The organism is Ruminococcus intestinalis (assembly GCF_014288065.1).
Lineage (GTDB): Bacteria > Bacillota > Clostridia > Oscillospirales > Acutalibacteraceae > Ruminococcoides > Ruminococcoides intestinale_A.
Genome location: NZ_JACOPS010000004.1, coordinates 204,288 through 221,485, shown reverse-complemented (window position 1 = coordinate 221,485; position 17,198 = coordinate 204,288). Strand labels below are relative to the sequence as shown.

At 37.3% G+C, this 17,198-nt stretch carries 28 protein-coding genes and 1 other annotated feature; of the genes, 2 read left to right on the top strand and 26 right to left on the bottom strand.

The genetic code is table 11. The annotated features are described in order from the left end of the window. Window positions 1-197: 197 nt before the first annotated feature. The 24 genes from H8R91_RS09440 to H8R91_RS12500 form a co-directional block, all read right to left on the bottom strand. Window positions 198-662, bottom strand: a complete 465-nt coding sequence (locus H8R91_RS09440) for a GNAT family N-acetyltransferase (RefSeq protein WP_186935797.1) — start codon at window positions 660-662, stop codon at window positions 198-200. 80 nt (window positions 663-742) lie between these two features. Next, on the bottom strand, window positions 743-1,303 hold the full coding sequence (locus tag H8R91_RS09435) for a GNAT family N-acetyltransferase (protein WP_186935796.1): 561 nt from the start codon (window positions 1,301-1,303) through the stop codon (window positions 743-745). Window positions 1,304-1,366: 63 nt separating this feature from the next. Then, window positions 1,367-1,624 (bottom strand) — a binding site (T-box leader). A 53-nt stretch (window positions 1,625-1,677) separates the two neighbouring features. Next, the gene (locus H8R91_RS09430) at window positions 1,678-2,577 is read right to left on the bottom strand and encodes an alpha/beta hydrolase (protein WP_186935795.1); all 900 of its coding nucleotides are present in this window, start codon (window positions 2,575-2,577) and stop codon (window positions 1,678-1,680) included. A gap of 127 nt (window positions 2,578-2,704) precedes the next feature. Then, on the bottom strand, window positions 2,705-3,613 hold the full coding sequence (locus H8R91_RS09425) for an AAA family ATPase (protein WP_243237824.1): 909 nt from the start codon (window positions 3,611-3,613) through the stop codon (window positions 2,705-2,707). A gap of 154 nt (window positions 3,614-3,767) precedes the next feature. Further along, window positions 3,768-4,277, bottom strand: a complete 510-nt coding sequence (locus tag H8R91_RS09420; protein ID WP_186935793.1) for a hypothetical protein — start codon at window positions 4,275-4,277, stop codon at window positions 3,768-3,770. A 47-nt stretch (window positions 4,278-4,324) separates the two neighbouring features. After that, window positions 4,325-4,489: a GNAT family protein gene (locus H8R91_RS12175; RefSeq protein ID WP_243237812.1), complete on the bottom strand. Its 165-nt coding sequence runs from the start codon at window positions 4,487-4,489 to the stop codon at window positions 4,325-4,327. A gap of 420 nt (window positions 4,490-4,909) precedes the next feature. Next, complete coding sequence (locus tag H8R91_RS09410; RefSeq protein ID WP_186935792.1) at window positions 4,910-5,386, bottom strand: MGMT family protein; 477 nt, start codon at window positions 5,384-5,386, stop codon at window positions 4,910-4,912. Window positions 5,387-5,504: 118 nt separating this feature from the next. Beyond that, window positions 5,505-6,128 carry a DUF3267 domain-containing protein gene (locus H8R91_RS09405; RefSeq protein WP_022233853.1) on the bottom strand — a complete coding sequence of 208 codons (624 nt, stop codon included), beginning with the start codon at window positions 6,126-6,128 and terminating at the stop codon, window positions 5,505-5,507. A 50-nt stretch (window positions 6,129-6,178) separates the two neighbouring features. Then, on the bottom strand, window positions 6,179-6,364 hold the full coding sequence (locus H8R91_RS09400) for a DUF6440 family protein (RefSeq protein ID WP_186935791.1): 186 nt from the start codon (window positions 6,362-6,364) through the stop codon (window positions 6,179-6,181). Window positions 6,365-6,555: 191 nt separating this feature from the next. Further along, window positions 6,556-6,933, bottom strand: a complete 378-nt coding sequence (locus H8R91_RS09395; RefSeq protein WP_008374225.1) for a hypothetical protein — start codon at window positions 6,931-6,933, stop codon at window positions 6,556-6,558. 225 nt (window positions 6,934-7,158) lie between these two features. Further along, window positions 7,159-7,635: a methionine--tRNA ligase subunit beta gene (locus H8R91_RS09390; protein WP_366477434.1), complete on the bottom strand. Its 477-nt coding sequence runs from the start codon at window positions 7,633-7,635 to the stop codon at window positions 7,159-7,161. Window positions 7,636-7,901: 266 nt separating this feature from the next. Further along, the gene (locus H8R91_RS09385) at window positions 7,902-9,134 is read right to left on the bottom strand and encodes a site-specific integrase (RefSeq protein ID WP_101069724.1); all 1,233 of its coding nucleotides are present in this window, start codon (window positions 9,132-9,134) and stop codon (window positions 7,902-7,904) included. An 11-nt stretch (window positions 9,135-9,145) separates the two neighbouring features. After that, window positions 9,146-9,397, bottom strand: a complete 252-nt coding sequence (locus tag H8R91_RS09380) for an excisionase (protein WP_186935790.1) — start codon at window positions 9,395-9,397, stop codon at window positions 9,146-9,148. 14 nt (window positions 9,398-9,411) lie between these two features. Continuing rightward, window positions 9,412-9,648 carry an excisionase gene (locus tag H8R91_RS09375; protein ID WP_230862189.1) on the bottom strand — a complete coding sequence of 79 codons (237 nt, stop codon included), beginning with the start codon at window positions 9,646-9,648 and terminating at the stop codon, window positions 9,412-9,414. Beyond that, window positions 9,629-9,859 (bottom strand): excisionase, encoded by a 231-nt coding sequence (locus H8R91_RS09370; protein WP_008789355.1) that lies wholly within the window; start codon window positions 9,857-9,859, stop codon window positions 9,629-9,631. Before H8R91_RS09370 ends, H8R91_RS09375 begins: the two co-directional genes overlap by 20 nt. A 91-nt stretch (window positions 9,860-9,950) precedes the next feature. Further along, window positions 9,951-10,172, bottom strand: a complete 222-nt coding sequence (locus H8R91_RS09365) for an excisionase (RefSeq protein WP_002587855.1) — start codon at window positions 10,170-10,172, stop codon at window positions 9,951-9,953. After that, window positions 10,165-10,725, bottom strand: a complete 561-nt coding sequence (locus tag H8R91_RS09360; protein WP_186935789.1) for a type II toxin-antitoxin system PemK/MazF family toxin — start codon at window positions 10,723-10,725, stop codon at window positions 10,165-10,167. The genes H8R91_RS09365 and H8R91_RS09360 overlap by 8 nt, the downstream gene beginning before the upstream one ends. Before the next feature lie 104 nt (window positions 10,726-10,829). Beyond that, window positions 10,830-11,417: a sigma-70 family RNA polymerase sigma factor gene (locus H8R91_RS09355; protein ID WP_186935788.1), complete on the bottom strand. Its 588-nt coding sequence runs from the start codon at window positions 11,415-11,417 to the stop codon at window positions 10,830-10,832. Between the two features lie 247 nt (window positions 11,418-11,664). Then, complete coding sequence (locus H8R91_RS09350) at window positions 11,665-11,853, bottom strand: hypothetical protein (RefSeq protein WP_055156969.1); 189 nt, start codon at window positions 11,851-11,853, stop codon at window positions 11,665-11,667. After that, on the bottom strand, window positions 11,850-12,587 hold the full coding sequence (locus H8R91_RS09345; protein WP_186935787.1) for an ImmA/IrrE family metallo-endopeptidase: 738 nt from the start codon (window positions 12,585-12,587) through the stop codon (window positions 11,850-11,852). Before H8R91_RS09345 ends, H8R91_RS09350 begins: the two co-directional genes overlap by 4 nt. 19 nt (window positions 12,588-12,606) lie before the next feature. Next, a complete protein-coding gene (locus H8R91_RS09340) occupies window positions 12,607-12,858 on the bottom strand; it encodes a hypothetical protein (RefSeq protein WP_055156974.1) in 252 nt (83 codons plus the stop codon). 149 nt (window positions 12,859-13,007) lie between these two features. Then, a complete protein-coding gene (locus H8R91_RS12170) occupies window positions 13,008-13,160 on the bottom strand; it encodes a hypothetical protein (protein WP_243237811.1) in 153 nt (50 codons plus the stop codon). Between the two features lie 13 nt (window positions 13,161-13,173). Then, entirely contained in the window at window positions 13,174-13,620 is a 447-nt protein-coding gene (locus H8R91_RS12505) for a DinB/UmuC family translesion DNA polymerase (protein ID WP_436286330.1), read from the bottom strand. Window positions 13,621-13,757: 137 nt separating this feature from the next. Further along, complete coding sequence (locus H8R91_RS12500) at window positions 13,758-14,408, bottom strand: DNA polymerase Y family protein (RefSeq protein WP_243237808.1); 651 nt, start codon at window positions 14,406-14,408, stop codon at window positions 13,758-13,760. A 152-nt stretch (window positions 14,409-14,560) separates the two neighbouring features. Here H8R91_RS12500 and H8R91_RS09325 point away from each other — a divergent pair, with 152 nt between their 5' ends. Both H8R91_RS09325 and H8R91_RS09320 read left to right on the top strand, forming a co-directional pair. Next, window positions 14,561-14,971 carry a helix-turn-helix domain-containing protein gene (locus H8R91_RS09325; RefSeq protein ID WP_055156980.1) on the top strand — a complete coding sequence of 137 codons (411 nt, stop codon included), beginning with the start codon at window positions 14,561-14,563 and terminating at the stop codon, window positions 14,969-14,971. Window positions 14,972-15,070: 99 nt separating this feature from the next. After that, window positions 15,071-15,604, top strand: a complete 534-nt coding sequence (locus tag H8R91_RS09320; protein WP_055156982.1) for an ImmA/IrrE family metallo-endopeptidase — start codon at window positions 15,071-15,073, stop codon at window positions 15,602-15,604. A gap of 314 nt (window positions 15,605-15,918) precedes the next feature. Here H8R91_RS09320 and trxB read toward each other — a convergent pair whose 3' ends face one another. After that, window positions 15,919-16,845 carry a thioredoxin-disulfide reductase gene (gene trxB / locus H8R91_RS09315; RefSeq protein ID WP_186935786.1) on the bottom strand — a complete coding sequence of 309 codons (927 nt, stop codon included), beginning with the start codon at window positions 16,843-16,845 and terminating at the stop codon, window positions 15,919-15,921. A 15-nt stretch (window positions 16,846-16,860) separates the two neighbouring features. After that, window positions 16,861-17,184 carry a thioredoxin family protein gene (locus H8R91_RS09310; RefSeq protein WP_005330449.1) on the bottom strand — a complete coding sequence of 108 codons (324 nt, stop codon included), beginning with the start codon at window positions 17,182-17,184 and terminating at the stop codon, window positions 16,861-16,863. Window positions 17,185-17,198 lie beyond the last annotated feature (14 nt).

The following is a 17,198-nucleotide window of genomic DNA, read 5'->3' as shown; positions in this document are numbered from 1 at the left end:
TTGGTTGTTTGGGGAAAGGAGATACTTAAGGGGAAAGGGCATCGAAAGCCCTTTCTCCTTAAGCGTGCTTTCTTTTGGAGCTTTTCTTTTCACGCAAAAGAAAAGCGGAATCAGCAGGCATTATAATTCACATTAAAAGCAGTTTAAAAGTAACTGACTAAAAAATAAGTCTGTTAAATTAAGTTTGAGAATATTTCTCAATCAAGCACCTGCTCCATACCGTATTTCTGAATTTTCAATCCGCATTTATCGTAAAACTTCTTGGCGGATTCGTTACATTCCCATACATTAAGGGTAAGATTATGACAGCCGTTTTTCTTGGCAACATCAAGTACATACTCATAAAGCCGTGTGCCGATTTTTAGACCTCTTGAGTTTTCGGAAACACATAAATCATCAATATAAAGACTTGTGTAATTGCTTGATTTTGTGCAATGTCTTTGATAAACACAAAAGGCATATCCCAAAATTACTCCGTCATTGTCTGCAACATAAACAGGCTTTTCGTCATCCGCTAAAATTTCTTTTAATTCGTTTGTTGTATATTTTTTTGAACCCGGAATAAATAAATCAGGTCTTTTGTCCGAATGGACCTTATGCACCTGATAAAGCAATTCTTCAATCTGCGGAATATCCTTTTCTTCTGCTCTTCTTATATTCACAACTATCACTCCGAAAATTAATATTTTTGCAATAATCAACAAATTTATTATACTACTTCTTTCATAGGTGTGCAATAAATTTACCTTTTATTAAAATAATCATCTTTTGTCATTTCCATTTCGGAAACACTCCATATCTCACCGCAAAAGCAGTTTTCTTCCTTGTTTTCATTTTCAATTTCTTTAAATCCGACGGATTTATAACAATGATAAGCCGCAAGGTTATTATCAAAAACTCCGAGAGTAATTTTATTGACTTTCAATATTTCAAACGAATACTTCAGCGCAAGACTGAGCATTTCTTTTCCGTATCCCAATCCTCTTTTAGAATTGTCCGTAATTACAAATCCAAAGCGTAATATTGTTCGTTCTTTATCTGTAAATCTCAAAATGAGATGACCTGCAACAGTGTTGTTATCAATTAATGTCATAGGGTAAAAATTATCCTCATCAATGCAGTCGCCGTTATTATCACAGTATTTTCTGTTCATATCTTCGGCGGTAATCGGATATGTCTGCCACCTGTCAGAACACCACTTTCTGAAAGCAACTTCGTCTTTGCTCCACTTCACAATAAATTTTGCGTCACATTTTTTGTACGGTCTTAGCCTTAGTTTTTTTAAATCAATTTTTGTCTGCATAGTTGCATCCTCCGCTAAAATAGATTTAACATTCAGACAAAAGAAAAAGCCCCAAGCCAAAAAGCTTAGGGCGAATAAAATCCGTGGTACCACCTAAATTCAGAAATACAGTTTCTGCAATTAAACAATGCGGGATAATAAAATTATCCGATATTGCCTCCCTTATAACGGTGGGAACTGCCGTTGAAGCCTACTGAAAATAACTTTGTTCGGTTCAAAGCTCAAAGGCTACCTTCCTTACTTCCGCCACGGGAATTTTCACCGACCATTCCCTCTCTGCAGAGTCAAAAAGTAAGTACTCCTCCTTATCAATGCTTTTGTCTAAATATTATCAGTATATTAACATTGCAAAAATAATATGTCAATACATTTTTTCAATTTTCGTAAAAATTCAGAATATCTTTGTAAATATCCGATTTATTTTTCTCGTTAAGAATTTCGTGACGATTGTTTTTATACAGTTTTTGGCTGATATTTGCATAACCGAGTTCTTTTAAGAAAACTATAAGTGCGTTAAATTTCTTTTTTGACTGAATAACAGGGTCATTTTCACCTGCTATTACAAAAATCGGTAATCTTTTATTATAAACTTCCCAATCATCCGAATCAAATGCGCTTAATTGCAGTTTAAACAGATTTATAAAACCGTTTGTGGTAAACACAAAACCGCAAAGCTCGTCCTCGTTATACGCTCTGACATTGTCTTTATTTTCCGTTATCCAAGAATTAGGTTCGGCATTCTTTTCGTTGTATCCGATAAAAGTTCCGTTGTTCAGCAATTTATTGGGCGCCTGCTCTTTGTAAAAAGGTTTTAAAATTTTTGAAAGAAAAAGCCCGAAACCTGCATTGCCATTATGGGTAGGCGGGCCGCAAAGAACAATTTTGTCAATTTTCTTTTCATACTTTTTCATATAATTTCGTGCAACAAGTGTGCCCATACTGTGGCTGAAAATATATAACGGCAGATTCGGATAATTTTTCTTTATATATTCGGTTACAGCGTGCATATCATCTATAACGGCACTGATGTCCTCTGTATAAAAATTGCCGAATTCTCCCTCGTTTATCACACTTGCGCCGTGACCTCTGTGGTCGTGAATAACGCATACATAGCCGTTATCATTAAGGTAATTCATAAATTCAAAATATCGTTCTTTATGCTCGCACATTCCGTGTGAAAACTGAACTATAGCCTTTGGCTGTGTTTTCGTTTCTGAAACAGCAACTTCGAGCATTAAATTGTCAAACGGAGATTTTATTTTTTCAATTCTCATTTACAAATTCCTTTCCGCATAGATAAATTTTACATAGTATAAACCTCTTGACCGCAAAAATCAAGAGGTTTATGGGAAAATTTTTATTATTTAGAACACGAATATACAAAAGATTATATTTGTTTATTTATATATCATTTTCAAAAAGATTGCTGTGTTTTTTGAAAAATTCATAGTAAATCTTTGTATTTTCAAGTTCCCACCAATCTTTTACTTCAACCAGGTTTGAGTCGAGGTCATAAATTTTTGCATTGTCCATAGCAAGCAAAAACGGCGAGTGTGTGGCAATTATCAATTGACAGCCGCAATATCGGGTCAGTTCTTCAAGCATTTTTACAAGTTTTAACTGCATTTTTGCCGACATACTGTTTTCGGGTTCGTCAAGGCAATACAACTTGTCATTTTTCAGCTTTGTTTTAAAGTATTTCAGAGCAGTTTCTCCGTTGCTGAAAAGTTCGGTTTCCTTGCCCGCAGTTTTTTCAATAAACTTTCTGCGTGACACCGATTTCCTGCGTGACATAACCTGCATTTTAAACTGCTCGTAATCGTCCATTCCGCTGAACCTTATACTTTTGCCATACTTTAAAGCACCGTACTCATCACGGGCAATGTCCTTTTTCTCGGAAATTTCGTCATTATTTGTACGAATAGTGAGCATATAATCAAAAATATCATCGCTTGTTATAATACGACTGCCGTCAGGTATTTTGTGCTTGAACCCCTCATCATCGTAGCCGAGAGAATACTCACAATTTTTTACATATTCATCAAATAATTCGCTTGAATTAAACGGAGCGATGCGGTTTAGCTCAAGTTTTTGAGCAATAAGATTTAAAAGTGTGCTTTTTCCCGAACCGTTGCCGCCGTAAAAAATTGTTACATTTTTAAATGAAATCTCATAAAGTTCACGATTTCCGAACATTCTGCATGGGTATGTGTTATCTATATAACCGTAAATGCCGCCGTTGCGTTCACATTGTTTTTGAATCATCGGTTCTTCATAATCAATCGGTAATGTAAAAGTGTCCAAATACATCAAAGGTCACCTGCCGTTCGTAATTTATATGTTTTAATAATAACATATAAGGTATACAAAAAACAGTACTGTGCAAAAATTTTCTTTCAAATACAAACAGCTTCTTGAGAAATACATAATACATATCTCAAAAAGCTGTTTTTTAGTAAAATTATTAACTTAATTCATTTCCGTCGGAATCAAGAAAAACATACTGTGACGGAATTGACGGATAATAAAACACATAAGGAACTTCTTTTACTTTTTCTTCATAAATACCGTTTTCCCCTGTAATTTTAACCGACGCACAATCAGAATTATTTGCTACAAATGAATATCCGCCGTTCCAATTAAGGATTGCGATATTATCCGTTTCGCCATTCATAGGTTTATAAGTTCTGACAAACGAATATTTATCGTCGCCTTTTACTTCTACTTCCAGCGGGAGATAATAATGTGCCTGATATTCATTGCCTGAAATAAACCAAGCCAAAGCCTTATTATCGGCAACACTCATTCCAGCATATTGTATATCCGTTGTTTCAAAATCCGAAACAGGCATTTCCTTTCGGGCTTTTTCTGTAAGTTCATCTGTTCCGTTATATATCTTTGTACAGCCCGTAAGACTTACGCAAAACAAAACCGTTAAAATCAAAACCGGTTTCCGATATTTTTTGTTTTTCATACAATATGTACTCATTTCCATATCCCCATTCACATAATTTGAATTTATTAAACTATTTTCATATATAAAAGAGGATACGGATTTCCCTCTTCATCATAATCGGTTCTTTTATATGTTACAAATTCCATATGTTTATAAAATCCTACCGCCTGCGGATTTTGTTCATTGGCGGTAACTTCTTTTATACCGAATTTTTCAATACCGTATTTCAAAAGTTGCTTGCCAATACCTTTTCCTCTTTCTGCCGAACAAAAAACAACATTTCAAGCCTATTGTTTTCAGTCCCCATAAATGCGATAATTTTATTAAATTCATTTTCGGCAATAATTAAATGCTCAACCTTACTCAAAGCCTGCGAAACATATTTTTTAATTTGCTTTTACCTCTGTATCAGATAAAAAAATGATGCATAGCTCGAACAGAGTTTTCCAAAACATTTAACAGATTTTCCGATAACTGCGGTGTTCTTTCAGCCGCTTCATATATCTTCATATCAATACCCTTATTTAATTTATTTTTTTATATTATAACATTTGATATGTTAAAGTCAATTCAAATAAAAAGCCCTTTGAGAAAAGGAGTTCTCCTCTCTCAAAGGGCAAGTTGGCAAACTGGAATTTTCACATTATCTATTACAATGTAAATAATGCTTTTTCGTAGTCCTTAACATAATACTTAATATTGGTTTTACCTTTTTGGATTACGATATGTCCCTCTTTTTCAAGCATCTCCTTTTGTGCCTCAACGCCTCCTGGATACTTTGCATTTAATTCCCCTTTTGCTTTTAATGTTCTCCAATAAGGGGTTTTATCTTCTGCACGCTGATAACTCGCCCATGCAACTATCGAAACAAAAATTCCAGCTGTAATTGGCTCTGTAAAATCAGCACCATTTTGTTTAGCAAAGAATTCCCTTATTGTACCTACTGTAAGTAATTTTCCACAAGGCACAAGTCGCATTACTTTGTCGTAGTCAATAGGTGGGGCAAAATACATTTTATCTCCACCATATTTTTCGATGCTCTTTTCATCTGTTATGATTTGAACTTTTGGCATATCCTTGCTATCCATAAGCATAGCATTAAAATATTTTTTATCTTCATTTGCCATAATGTATCACCTCCAAACCAATCATATCTTAATAAACGAAACCATACAATGAGACAGTTTTAAAAATCCTTACGAAACTTCAAATTTTCATGTGTTCGACAAACTGGAATCTGTCGTATTAGAGATACCAAACCAATCCATTTTCTGTTGCCTGAATCATTGCCCCCTTCGGTACCTTTCGCAATATGATTAAAACATCCATATAATCGGGTGCTGGAGAAATTAGTCCCATAAACGAAGGAACTACACATATTGTCATCAACCACTTCATTGAAATCGGGCAGACCACAAAAACAGCAAGAAAGATTATCCCCGGAATCAAAGGTGCCAATGACATCATTATATATCGTCCTCTGCTAAGTGCTGCTGAGGATGCAGCATATGCTCTCAACTGTTTTAGAGATACTCCTATATAAACTTTTGCCCCCTTTGGATAACTTATAGCATGAAGAAATTCATGTAACGGCATCGCAACAAAAAAGCCAATAATAAATGACAGCGGCATAAACCATAAATTAAATATAAATTCGTCTGATTGCGCCTTTTTTGTAAAAATTGCAACAAAGCATACAATACAAGGGATAATCATGTATGGAATTGATGCTTTAATTATGTCATCTGGTCTGTCAATTAGAACTGCATTTTCAGGAATGATTTTTTCTTCAATCTCTCTGTCCCACGGCTGCTTACCGTCCCAAACGTTTTCCCAGTTTTTATTGCCATCCCATATTATCTGCGCCATTTTAATATCCTCCACAAATTCCGATTTTCTCAATTCTACAAACTTTAATTTTACTTAGTAACTATGACTTTTCCTTCAGAATCCAGAAGAGGTGTAATACCAGCCCCGTATCCAGATTTCCAACAAAGGTAATTAACTCCCGTCTCCTTATCTACAAGAATTTGACGGGCCCCTTCATCCTTAAGCTGGCTTCCGTCTCTAAATATAATTTCAAATCTTTCTTCTTTCTGTGCCATGTTTCTTTCTCCTTTTTTCAAGCGTTAAATTTCGATTTGTATTTCTGTTTGTTTTAAAAATTGGCAATCCCGATTGGAATTGCCCACTCATTATACTATGTATCTTAACATAATATTTTATATTTCACAAGCCCTTTGAGAAAAGGCTTTCTCCTCTCTCAAAGGGCAAATTGACAAACTTGAATTTGTAATTACATTCCATACATATTGGCATTCTTTACAAGTACTTTATCACCCTTTTCTAATTGTTCCTTGGAAATTCCTCGTAACCCAAGTCCAACATGCTCTGTTTTATATCCACAACCATTTGCTTTTCGTTCTTTTGTATGTACATCGACAGTAGTAATTCTGGTTTCTAAGATATCTCCATTTGCTTTATAAATACATGCATTTTCCCCTTCTCTGCACATCCCTGTTAATATGTTTCCTGTGGCAACTGTTCCAACTCCCATAATTGTAAATATATCATCAATAATCAATTCAAAATCTTCTTTTAAACACGATGGAACATCTAATCTGCTCATGTATTCTGTTTCTCGTTCTTTTTTGCTTTTACCAAATAATCCCATGGTATTCCTCCTTTAAAACTTCCGATTTGTATTTCTGTTTGTTTTAAAAATGGGCAATCCCGATTGGAATTGCCCACTCTTTGTACTAATTATGCGATTTTTTCTTGCTTGCACCGATTTCTGCATCAAATGATGTAAGTTTGATGTAAATCGCTGTTTTTTCAGTTTTTTATCAAATGAAGTACGTTCCGTTTATTTGGTAAAACGGTACATCTTTACATCATCTTAATAGAGCTTTGCACCTGCCGGGATATGGTTATCTACCATTAAGAGGTGGAGTTTTTCCTCGCCCTCTTCTGTATGAACGGCGGAAAGGAGCATACCGCAAGAGTCAATACCCATCATTGCTCTCGGCGGAAGATTTGTGATTGCCACAAGTGTCTTGCCGACTAACTCTTCCGGCTCATAATAAGCGTGAATACCGCTTAAAATGGTTCTGTCTGTGCCTGTTCCGTCATCAAGAGTAAACTGTAACAGTTTCTTTGATTTCTTAACAGCCTCGCAAGCCTTTACCTTTACCGCACGGAAATCACACTTGCTGAATGAGTCAAAATCTACAAAGTCTTTGAACATAGGCTCGATTTCAACCTTAGAGAAGTCGATAACCTCTTCTTTTACTTCTTCCTTAACCTCGGGTGCTTTTTCAGCAGACTTTTTATTGTCGCTGTCTAAAGACTTCATTGTCGGGACGAAATCGTCCACTCACGACTTAATTCCATTTTGTAAGTTTTATCGCCTATAAATGGGCTTTTATTCAACCTCTTTACACCATTCCCACTTGTTTCGTGAAGGTAAAAATGAGATTTGGTGTAAAAATTGGTGTAAATGGTGTATATCCTTATTTAGTTTTGGGGTTTATAGCATTGCTATCAGTCCTGTGTTTCATTCTACCACTTTCTCGTCATAAAGTAAAGAAAGCACACCCCGCATCTCTACGGCATATGCTCTCTTTCTGATTCTCTGACTATTTACTGATTAAATTGTAATTCCAATCCCTCAAACTCTGACTTTCTTAATTCCTTTGTTACATCTGTATAGATGTTCAATGTAGTAGATACATCTTTGTGTCCGAGTGCGTCCTGAATGACTTTCACATTCACTCCGGCTTCACACATTCTTGTGGTAAATGTATGTCTGAGAGAATGACAGCTAAAGTGTGGAAGTAAAACCTCTGGATTTTCACTTTCCAGAAACTGCTTATCATTACAGTTTCGTATAATGCGACGAATTGCTTTATTGAGCGTTGCTTGGTGCTGTGGCTGACCAAAACGGTTTACAAAAATGAAATCCGTATATCCATCAACCGTAGCTTCACAATGCAGTCCAAGAAGTTCCTGCCTTTCTTTTTCCATTAAAAATGCTTCTTTCACAAATTCAAGCATTGGAACTTGTCGCATACCTGCCGGTGTCTTGGTTGTATTCACATTGAAATAGCAACCTTTCTTGCTTCCTTCGGTTCTGTGGTCATAATAAACAAGCGTATGATTCACATCTATAATGCTTTCCTCTAAATCTATGTCACACCACCTGAGTCCGGTCAATTCGCCCACACGCAATCCAGTTCCGACCATAACCGCAAATATTGGATACCAATACTGTGCTTCCGGTGTGTTCTTCAGATAGTTAAGAAAAAGTTCCTGCTCCGGTTTGGTTAATGCCCTGCGTTTTTCAGTCTTAAAACAATGTGATTTTTTCAATTCACGCAAAACATTGTCCGTTGGATTGCTTCTGATATAATCATCATCTACTGCCATTTCAAAGACCTGATGTAGAACGGTATGTATGCTATCAATCGTTGCGGGTTTCAGATGTCTTTCATCAACAAGGCTATTGTAATATCTTTTTATATCAGTCTTTTTTATAGACATTATGAATTGAGAACCAATCTGATTACGCACGAATGTCTCGTACATATATTTGTAATTCTCAAAAGTATTATTCTTTATTCCACGTTTCAAATCTCTCCAAAGTTCATACATATCGTTAAGTGATGTATAGCGAGCTTCTGCCTTTATACCGTCTTTCTTGTCCTTGTCAATTTCATCTTCCTTATATCTTAAATCATCCAAGTTCCTTGCATAAATACAATGTCTTTTACGGTTCTCATCTGTCCAACGGAATTGATAAGTACCGTCCGGACGTTGCGATTCCCCTTTGCGGAGAACCTTTCTTGATTTATCTTTTCTTTTAGTATTTGCCATTGTGTTACCTCCTACAATTCTGTGCTTGAGTCAATAAACTCCTCTAACTTATCTCGTATAATTAAAAGCCTGTCGCTTCTTGCAATTCTGAAACTGCAATCCTTATCCATCAATAGTGCCTTTAATCTTCGCTCTCCAATACCTGAATAAGCAGCCGCTTCCTCGACCGTAAGACATTTCTTTTCCCAAATCGGTATATCCTCCGGTGGTTGCAATAGCTGTTGCTGATATTCATAAAGTTCAGAACCATCTATTTTGTACATCTACATTCCTCCCCTCAAATAGAACACATCTGGTCTAAATATTCTTCAAATTGTTTGCGTTTAATTAGAGTTCTTTTCCCAATTTTCAATGTAAATTGTTTTGCTTCCGGTTGCTTTGTAAGTTCTCGTATTGTTTCTCTACCAATGCCCGTATATACATACATTTCATCAATAGAAAGTGCTATCTTATGCCACAACGGAACACTCTCGCTTTTACTGGAAAACCACTCATCACTCAATCTGTTCATCATCTGCACCTCCCTTAAATTCCGATGTCTGAATAAATTTCTCGAATGCTTTTCTCTTGATAAATCTGCGATTACCCATCCACAATACAAATGGGCAGGCATATAGATTTGTTATTTCAATCAGTTTTTTCTCACTGATTCCTGTATAAAAAGACGCTTCTCTTATGGTTAATATAGGCTTATGCTCTAATGGCATTTCTTTTTTGCTTTGCATTTCGTCCTCCTTGTATTGATGGCATCAGTATATTCATTTTTCTGCGATAAGCCCATTATGCAATCGGACTCATCGCAGATTTGACTTTTTACTATATTGAATACTGCCTTTCGAGGTATTCCTCAAAGGATTTTCTCTTGATTACCCTGCGGCTTCCTATCCATATCACAAAAGGACAGTCCTCCGATTCTGACATCTCATATATCTTATTGGCACTTATCCCTGTGTAAATTGAAGTTTCCGTTACCGATAAAACAGGTTTTAACCAAAGCGGGATGTCATAACTTACAATTTCATATCTTTTCTTAGACATTCTGACACCCCTTTTCTCTTGCGTTGCACTGTCTTTCGGTAATCACATAATCCCAACCGGTTTGATTGCATTTATCGCAGTGGTCTTTGACCTTTGCAAAGGGGTCAAGACGACGCACGATATAATCAGGATTGTGAATATAATCTTTCAGGCACTTTGGGCAAAGGCAACGGATATTTTCTTTCTTTTCTTCCTTATAAATCCAAAGTCCGAAAGTCTTTTTAAGCGTTATATTTATTCGCCTTAAAAGCTGCTCATCTTCAATCGTTCCGATGTAATCTCTGAGTTCATCTTTGTTTACTGTCTGAAGTTGCTCCAGTAGAACCATTGACGGCTTCTTGAGTCCAAACTCCTGACCGAGCAGGATATGTGACGGCAGGTATCTTTTCTTGATAACGCCTGTTACAGCAGCCACAATAATTGTTGGTGCGTTTCTGTTATAATCATCTGCCTGAATTACAAGTACCGGTCGTGTTCCGCTTTGTACCGAACCTGTTCGTGTTCCGAAGTCGTAGTAGAATAAATCCCCACGGCAAATTGTTTTTTCTTTCATATGTAAAACCTCACATTTCTATATATTTTGAAGTGTCATTCGTATCCAGAATGAAATAACCCCTTCACTCATTGCACAAAAGGGTTCATTTTGGACACCCAAAATCAGAGGTTCTCATAAATTTTCTTAAAACTTTTCTTTGCCGCTTCAATAGACTTGCTGACAGAACTGTGATAAGTTCCTTCTTCTACGGCTATTTCACGACAGCTCTTTCCCTCAATGACAAACTTATACAATCTTCGTTCCTGAGCTGGTTTCATCATTGAAAGCACTATTCTAACTTTCTCAATTTCACGCAGACGCTGTAATTCTTTTCTCTCTGCAATTTCTTCTGCTTCTCTGAGTTCAAACGGGTCAACAAAATCTAAGAATGCTTCATTATGGAATTGCTCAAATAAATCATCCTCATAACAAAAAGCATCTAAATGTCTTGCATCTCGCATTTCACATCTATGAGTTTCTCTGTTATCGTCAATAATCACTTTTCCCTGTGCCATAGACAGCAGGACAAATGGAGTGTATCTGCTGATAATATCCGGGTATTTATCCCACAGTTCTTCTTCGGTAAGTTCGGTAATAACTGCCCATTTCTCTGTGCCGGTATATCCGTCATACTCATATTTGAGGTTCATAAGTTTACAATCTCTTGCAAAAAGTTCTTCCTGATTATTTAATTTGTTGTTCTTTGTCATTTCCGTAATCTCCTTGAATTTGAATTTTTGAATTGGTTTGAAATCAAAAATTCGGAGATTACGGGTATTTAGCTATGTATGCCTGCCACTGCTTTTTCATTTGCTTCTCCGTTTCGGAGCAACAAAAAAATAGCCGAACATCAAGAACGCAAGGATATAGTTATCCCGTTATTCTCAATGTCCGGCTATTTGGTAACTCATTCAGGTTCCGTGGCTCGGTACAAAGCTCAGTTATTCAGTTGTTTGCTCATTTCTTGTTTATTCTAAATGTTCTGAATTTGAGATTACCTCTGCGCAGTGAAAGGTCAATCTCATTTACATACCCACATTTCGGGCATTTAATTTCAATGTTTCCTGTCGTCATCGTGACTTTATCAAAGATACGCCATTCACAGCGTTTGCACCTGACGATTACTTTCTGTTCCAGTCTTGTCAAATCTTATACACCTCCGGATAAACAGCAAGGTAGTCAAACGGATTATCAAGATAATCCTTGTGCAAGAGTCCAAGCTGTTTCATTCGTATTGCAAGTGCTTTCTTTGAGCATCCTAAAAAATCTGAAAGTGCTGCGTATCTTTCATAGACCGCCGGATAATAGATTTTATTTAGGCATTCGATTTTATCCCCAAGCCCAAACAAAAACATTCCTTTTTCTATCAGACACCTCGGAAGCAGAATTGCAGCCGCAAGTGTATTTGCCTGCCATTCCTCCCAATCGGTAATTATTCTGCTTTTCTCTGTGTCTGCGGTTGCCTTGTAATAATGCACTTCGGCTGATTTTTCCGTTATTCCATAATCATTTGGGAACAACATCTTGAATATCTGATGACTGCCTTCGTGCATAAGTGTAAAATTCTTTCTTCCTTTCAGGTTGTTGTCATAGTTAAGGTCAGACTCGACCAGAACCGTTTTGCCATCCAAGAAGAAAAAGGCTTCATCGTCGTTGTTTTCAAATACCTGCACTCCGAGTTCCCCAAACGATGTCATTCCGAGAATGCTTCCATCATAGGAAAGGTGCATATACTCAATCGTCAGTCCAAGTACCTTTTCGAGCATTAGCTCCGGCTCAATGCGGTACACCTGTGATTTCTTTATTTCAGGCAGTTCAAAATATGCCTTTACAAATTTCTCTGAAATTGTTTCTATATCATTTCTCGATAAGCGTTTCAATTACTTAGCCCCCCTAACATTAGGATTTTGCTTCGACAAACCACTTTCCGTTTTCTTCATCGAACAGAAAAGCCGACTGTCCGCAAATCTGAACCGTATAGCGAATGCCTGTGCCACCGACCTTAGTAGCGGCGGCTCTGCACTTCTGCATTACACGGTCAACTTCATATATCTCATCATTTTCAAACTTAATGGAATTCGGACGAGCCGTTCCATCAGGTCTATGCGTCACATTTACTTCGACATATACTTTTCTTCTTTCACACTCCATTGCTTATACCTCATAATTTCTCATTGTTACAACCAATCTTCCCAAATGCTCATATCCGTCGATGTCTTTATCTGAGACTCTGTATTTCGGTTTTTCGTCATCATTCTTGTTAATGTAGCAGGAAAGCCGACCTTTTAGAAACGGCTTATTCAAATCAAAGAATAAAAACATCCCTTCGTATATTCCGTAATCGGTAAAATGGTTTCCGCCGTCCGCAATGAAGATAGCATATCATCACTGCATCCTTTTATTAAACAATCAGGCATTCTTACATATGTCTGTACATCACTTTCATCAATCACAATTAAGCCCTCCTTAGCCGACCATTCCCGTCGGCATCGTGATTTCCACTTTTTCCGGTGGTAGCTGCAAGTCCTGATACAGAACTCCATTCCTTATGCTGTCCTTACCGAAGCGTCTGCGGATTGTTTCAATACATTTTTCAAGTCGTTCCAACTTTTCCTGCTTTTCCACATTCATAAATAATCCTATCTGACGGGGCGTGTCTTGAGGAATAAGATTGATTGCTTGGATTGTTACGGAACGGATTGGATTGTACCAACCATACCTTGCTTCAAAAAGTTGAAATGCTCTCTTGGCAAGAACCATCGACGATTGCGTAGGCAAGTCAATCTTGGTCTGCCATTGTCTTGTACATAGTGTGTTATCTCTAATGTGTATGGCAACTCCTTCGGCACTCAGTCCGTGAACTCGGAGCTTGTGTCCGATGTCTTGGGTCAATTCGAGAAACACGGGCCACACCTGCTCCGGTTTCTCTAAGTCTGCAACTGTCGTTATACCGTGTCCTACGCTCTTGATAGGCGATACGAAGTCTTTCTTGGCAACAAGGGAAAGGTCATTGCCATTTGCGTAATTCCATAATGCAACTCCGTTTTTTCCTAATCGCTTCGCAGGAACTCAGGGTTAGTCTGTGCCAAAGCCCCGATGGTACGAATCCCATAGCTGTCTAATGTACGCTGTGTCGCTCTGCCTACACCGAGCAAATCAGCCGATGGGAGTTTCCATATCTTTTCTCTGAAAGTATCCTTTGGTATAACCGTTACTGCATCCGGCTTCTTCATATCAGAGCCGAGTTTTGCAAATATCTTATTAAATGAAACACCAACGGAGATAGTAAGTCCGAGTTCAAACTTAATCGTTTCTCTGATTTTGTTTGCAACTTCCACCGGAGAGCCGAAAAGACTACCTGTTCCGGTAATATCCAGCCAGCACTCATCCATACCATAAGGTTCTACTTGGTCTGTATATCGTTCGTACACGCTTCTTGCAAGTTTTGAGTATTTTATATATTCCTCATAATGCGGTGGAACAATAACCAAATCCCGACATTTCTGTTGTGCCTGCCAGACGGTATCTCCGGTTTTCACATCAAATGCCTTTGCTTTATAATTCTTAGCAAGGACAATTCCGTGTCGTTCTTCAACAGAACCGCATACAGCAACCGGATATTCTTTCAGAGCAGGGTTAAGCATACACTCAACACTTGCATAGAAGTTGTTCATATTGCAATGTAAAATATTTCGAGCCATTCTGCTTAACCCCCTTGACTTTTTGAGAAGTTTAATATAAACTATGAGTAGTTAAACTTCTTACTTGCTATTATACGCAGTTAAACTTCTCTTGTCAAGAGTGTAGACGAAGTTTAACTACATAAATTTAAGACAAGGAGTGAACAATCAAGATGACATTCGGCGAAAAAGTTAAGAACGAACGAAACAGACTCGGATTAAATCAGGATGAGTTGGCGAAAAAAATCGGCGTTACTCGTAGAGTTATCAGTTCCTATGAGAATGACAGTTCCCGTCCAAGAGGAACAGAACGCTATAAGAAACTTGCCGAAGCTCTCGGTGTAAATATCAACTATCTTTTATCGGAAGATGAAGCATTTATTGCAGATGTTGAAGATAATTACGGACACAGAGGTGCAAAGCAGGCAAAAGAACTTCTAGCAGAAGTAACCGGTTTATTTGCCGGCGGAGAAATGGCTGACGAAGACATGCGTGAAATGGTTGATGCCATTCAGGAAGCGTACCTTATTGCTAAGAAAAACAACAAGAAATACACACCGAAAAAGTATCGCAAAGACGAGTAACCTCTCGCTGTGCGTTGTCCGTTTTATGGGACAGCAGATGGTTTATAAAAAAATGGATAATATATCTGTTATAATGGCACTGCAAGGGAGGTGAGCCGTTTGGGATATAATACGCAGGATGAGATTGTCAAGATAGTGAACCGGCTCATCAAACGATGTGGCACTCGTAATCCATATAAAGTCGCTGATGAGCTTGGGATACATATTCTCTATCGAGATTTTACGAAACAGCGTGGAGCATACAAGGTAATCTTGAAGAATCGATTTATCTTTCTTCAGAACGGTTTGCACCCGGTTATTGAACAAATCGTATTATGGCACGAAATCGGACACGATGTTCTTCATCGCCAAGAAGCAGTTTCAGCCGGAGGATTCAAAGAATTTAATATCTTTGATATGCGTGAAAACCGGATGGAATACGAAGCCAATGTCTTTGCAGCTCAGGCTTCTTTACCGGACGATACGATTATTGAATATATTAAACAGGGGTATGATATTCAGCAAATTGCTCGCTGTATGCACTCCGACATAAATCTTGTCGCTTTGAAAGTTGATACTCTCAATTCACAAGGCTACAATTTTAGGAAACAGGAACATAGAAACGACTTTCTCAGATATAACAGAAAAATGTAAAGACCGTCAATTCTCGAATGAGATCTGACGGTCTTTGCATTACTTTGATTTCCATTATTCTTTGGAACAGCGTAAGCTCTGAGAAATATTCAAATACGAGCAACCACAAGCCTATATTGTTGAAAGCACAGAGTATGACAATAAAAATAAAACACCTGTGTTGACAGCAGGACAAAGTTTTATTTTAGGTTATACTGATGAACAGTTTTCAAATTCTGATTATTTATAGTAAATATGGTCTATCAAAATGACTATTTTCTGTTTCATTATTTAACTTAACAAAACAATTCCTATACTAAAAGGCGGAGTTCACTTTACATTTTCCCCATATATTTTTCTGCCATATGTACTGCCATAGCACCATCTGCCACTGCTGTTACTATCTGACGAAGTAACTTTGTTCTGACATCTCCTACAGCATAAACACCCGGAATACTCGTTTCAGTGTTTTCACCTGCCACAATATATCCTTTATTATCCAGTTCTATCTGATTATCTAAAAAATCTGTTGTCGGTTTTCTTCCTATACTCACAAACAGGCCGTCACATTCTATAATGTTTTCTTCTCCTGTAACTGTATCTTTCAACTGCACACCAGTTAATCGTTCTCCATAAATCAGTTCATTTACTGTATTGTTCCATCGAAACTCTATATTTTCAGTTTTCATCAGCTGGTCATGGTAGATTTTCGTTGCACGTAATGTATCTCTTCGATGAACAATGATGACTTTCTTAGCAATTCGACTTAAAAGAACAGCATCTGATACAGCAGAATTTCCACCACCAACAACCACCACGATCTTATCTTTATAAAACATACCATCACAGGAGGCACAATAAGCAACCCCATGACCTATCAATTCTTTTTCTTTAGCGAGACCAAGTTCTCTTGGATTTGCTCCAGTAGCAATCACTACTGTTTTCCCAATATAAATTCCCGAACTAGTTTCTACTCTCTTAAGCTTTCCTGTTAAATCCATATTAAAAACTTCAGCATATTCACTTTTAGCGCCAAATTTTTCCGCCTGTTTTTGCATTTTCTCTGCCAATGAAAATCCGTCAATTCCATTTTCAAAACCAGGATAGTTATCAATCTGCCAGGTCAATGACATCTGACCACCTGCAGATAATTTTTCTAAAACAATTGTATCAAATCCTGCTCTGGCTGCGTATAATGCTGAAGTATACCCTCCAGGTCCTCCCCCCACGATAATCATATCGTAAACATGATTTTCATTCATACAGCAGTCCTCCTTTTATTTTTCCAATGCTTCATTAATAAAATTCTCTATCATTATTTTTGATTCAGGTGCAACAATAGAATCTATTGCCTTTCCATCTCGATATAAAACCAGCGTAGGAATTATCTCAATCTTTTCAGCTTCTGCAATCTGTGGTTCTTCATCAATATTTACTTTCCCAGCAATAAGAATATCGCTGTATTCTTCACTTATTTTTTCATAAGCCGCTCCAATTCTACGGCAATAACCACACCAAGGTGCCCAGAAATCAACCAAAACCGGTTTTTCTTTATGAATTAATTGTCCAAACTTTTCTTTATTTATATTTATTGATGTCATATTTTTCAACTCCT

Bases quoted from the DNA above. Each gene is read 5' to 3' on its own strand.
- H8R91_RS09420 (WP_186935793.1), bottom strand. From the start codon at position 4,277: ATGAAAAACAAAAAATATCGGAAACCGGTTTTGATTTTAACGGTTTTG.
- H8R91_RS09325 (WP_055156980.1), top strand. From the start codon at position 14,561: ATGACATTCGGCGAAAAAGTTAAGAACGAACGAAACAGACTCGGATTA.
- H8R91_RS09310 (WP_005330449.1), bottom strand. From the start codon at position 17,184: ATGACATCAATAAATATAAATAAAGAAAAGTTTGGACAATTAATTCAT.
- H8R91_RS09370 (WP_008789355.1), bottom strand. From the start codon at position 9,859: ATGCAAAGCAAAAAAGAAATGCCATTAGAGCATAAGCCTATATTAACC.
- H8R91_RS09430 (WP_186935795.1), bottom strand. From the start codon at position 2,577: ATGAGAATTGAAAAAATAAAATCTCCGTTTGACAATTTAATGCTCGAA.
- H8R91_RS09375 (WP_230862189.1), bottom strand. From the start codon at position 9,648: ATGATGAACAGATTGAGTGATGAGTGGTTTTCCAGTAAAAGCGAGAGT.
- H8R91_RS09405 (WP_022233853.1), bottom strand. From the start codon at position 6,128: ATGGCGCAGATAATATGGGATGGCAATAAAAACTGGGAAAACGTTTGG.
- H8R91_RS09435 (WP_186935796.1), bottom strand. From the start codon at position 1,303: ATGCAGACAAAAATTGATTTAAAAAAACTAAGGCTAAGACCGTACAAA.
- H8R91_RS09400 (WP_186935791.1), bottom strand. From the start codon at position 6,364: ATGGCACAGAAAGAAGAAAGATTTGAAATTATATTTAGAGACGGAAGC.
- H8R91_RS09365 (WP_002587855.1), bottom strand. From the start codon at position 10,172: ATGTCTAAGAAAAGATATGAAATTGTAAGTTATGACATCCCGCTTTGG.
- H8R91_RS12500 (WP_243237808.1), bottom strand. From the start codon at position 14,408: ATGGCTCGAAATATTTTACATTGCAATATGAACAACTTCTATGCAAGT.
- H8R91_RS09355 (WP_186935788.1), bottom strand. From the start codon at position 11,417: ATGACAAAGAACAACAAATTAAATAATCAGGAAGAACTTTTTGCAAGA.
- H8R91_RS09425 (WP_243237824.1), bottom strand. From the start codon at position 3,613: ATGTATTTGGACACTTTTACATTACCGATTGATTATGAAGAACCGATG.
- H8R91_RS09410 (WP_186935792.1), bottom strand. From the start codon at position 5,386: ATGGCAAATGAAGATAAAAAATATTTTAATGCTATGCTTATGGATAGC.
- H8R91_RS09385 (WP_101069724.1), bottom strand. From the start codon at position 9,134: ATGGCAAATACTAAAAGAAAAGATAAATCAAGAAAGGTTCTCCGCAAA.
- H8R91_RS09360 (WP_186935789.1), bottom strand. From the start codon at position 10,725: ATGAAAGAAAAAACAATTTGCCGTGGGGATTTATTCTACTACGACTTC.
- H8R91_RS09395 (WP_008374225.1), bottom strand. From the start codon at position 6,933: ATGGGATTATTTGGTAAAAGCAAAAAAGAACGAGAAACAGAATACATG.
- trxB (WP_186935786.1), bottom strand. From the start codon at position 16,845: ATGAATGAAAATCATGTTTACGATATGATTATCGTGGGGGGAGGACCT.
- H8R91_RS09340 (WP_055156974.1), bottom strand. From the start codon at position 12,858: ATGGAGTGTGAAAGAAGAAAAGTATATGTCGAAGTAAATGTGACGCAT.
- H8R91_RS09380 (WP_186935790.1), bottom strand. From the start codon at position 9,397: ATGTACAAAATAGATGGTTCTGAACTTTATGAATATCAGCAACAGCTA.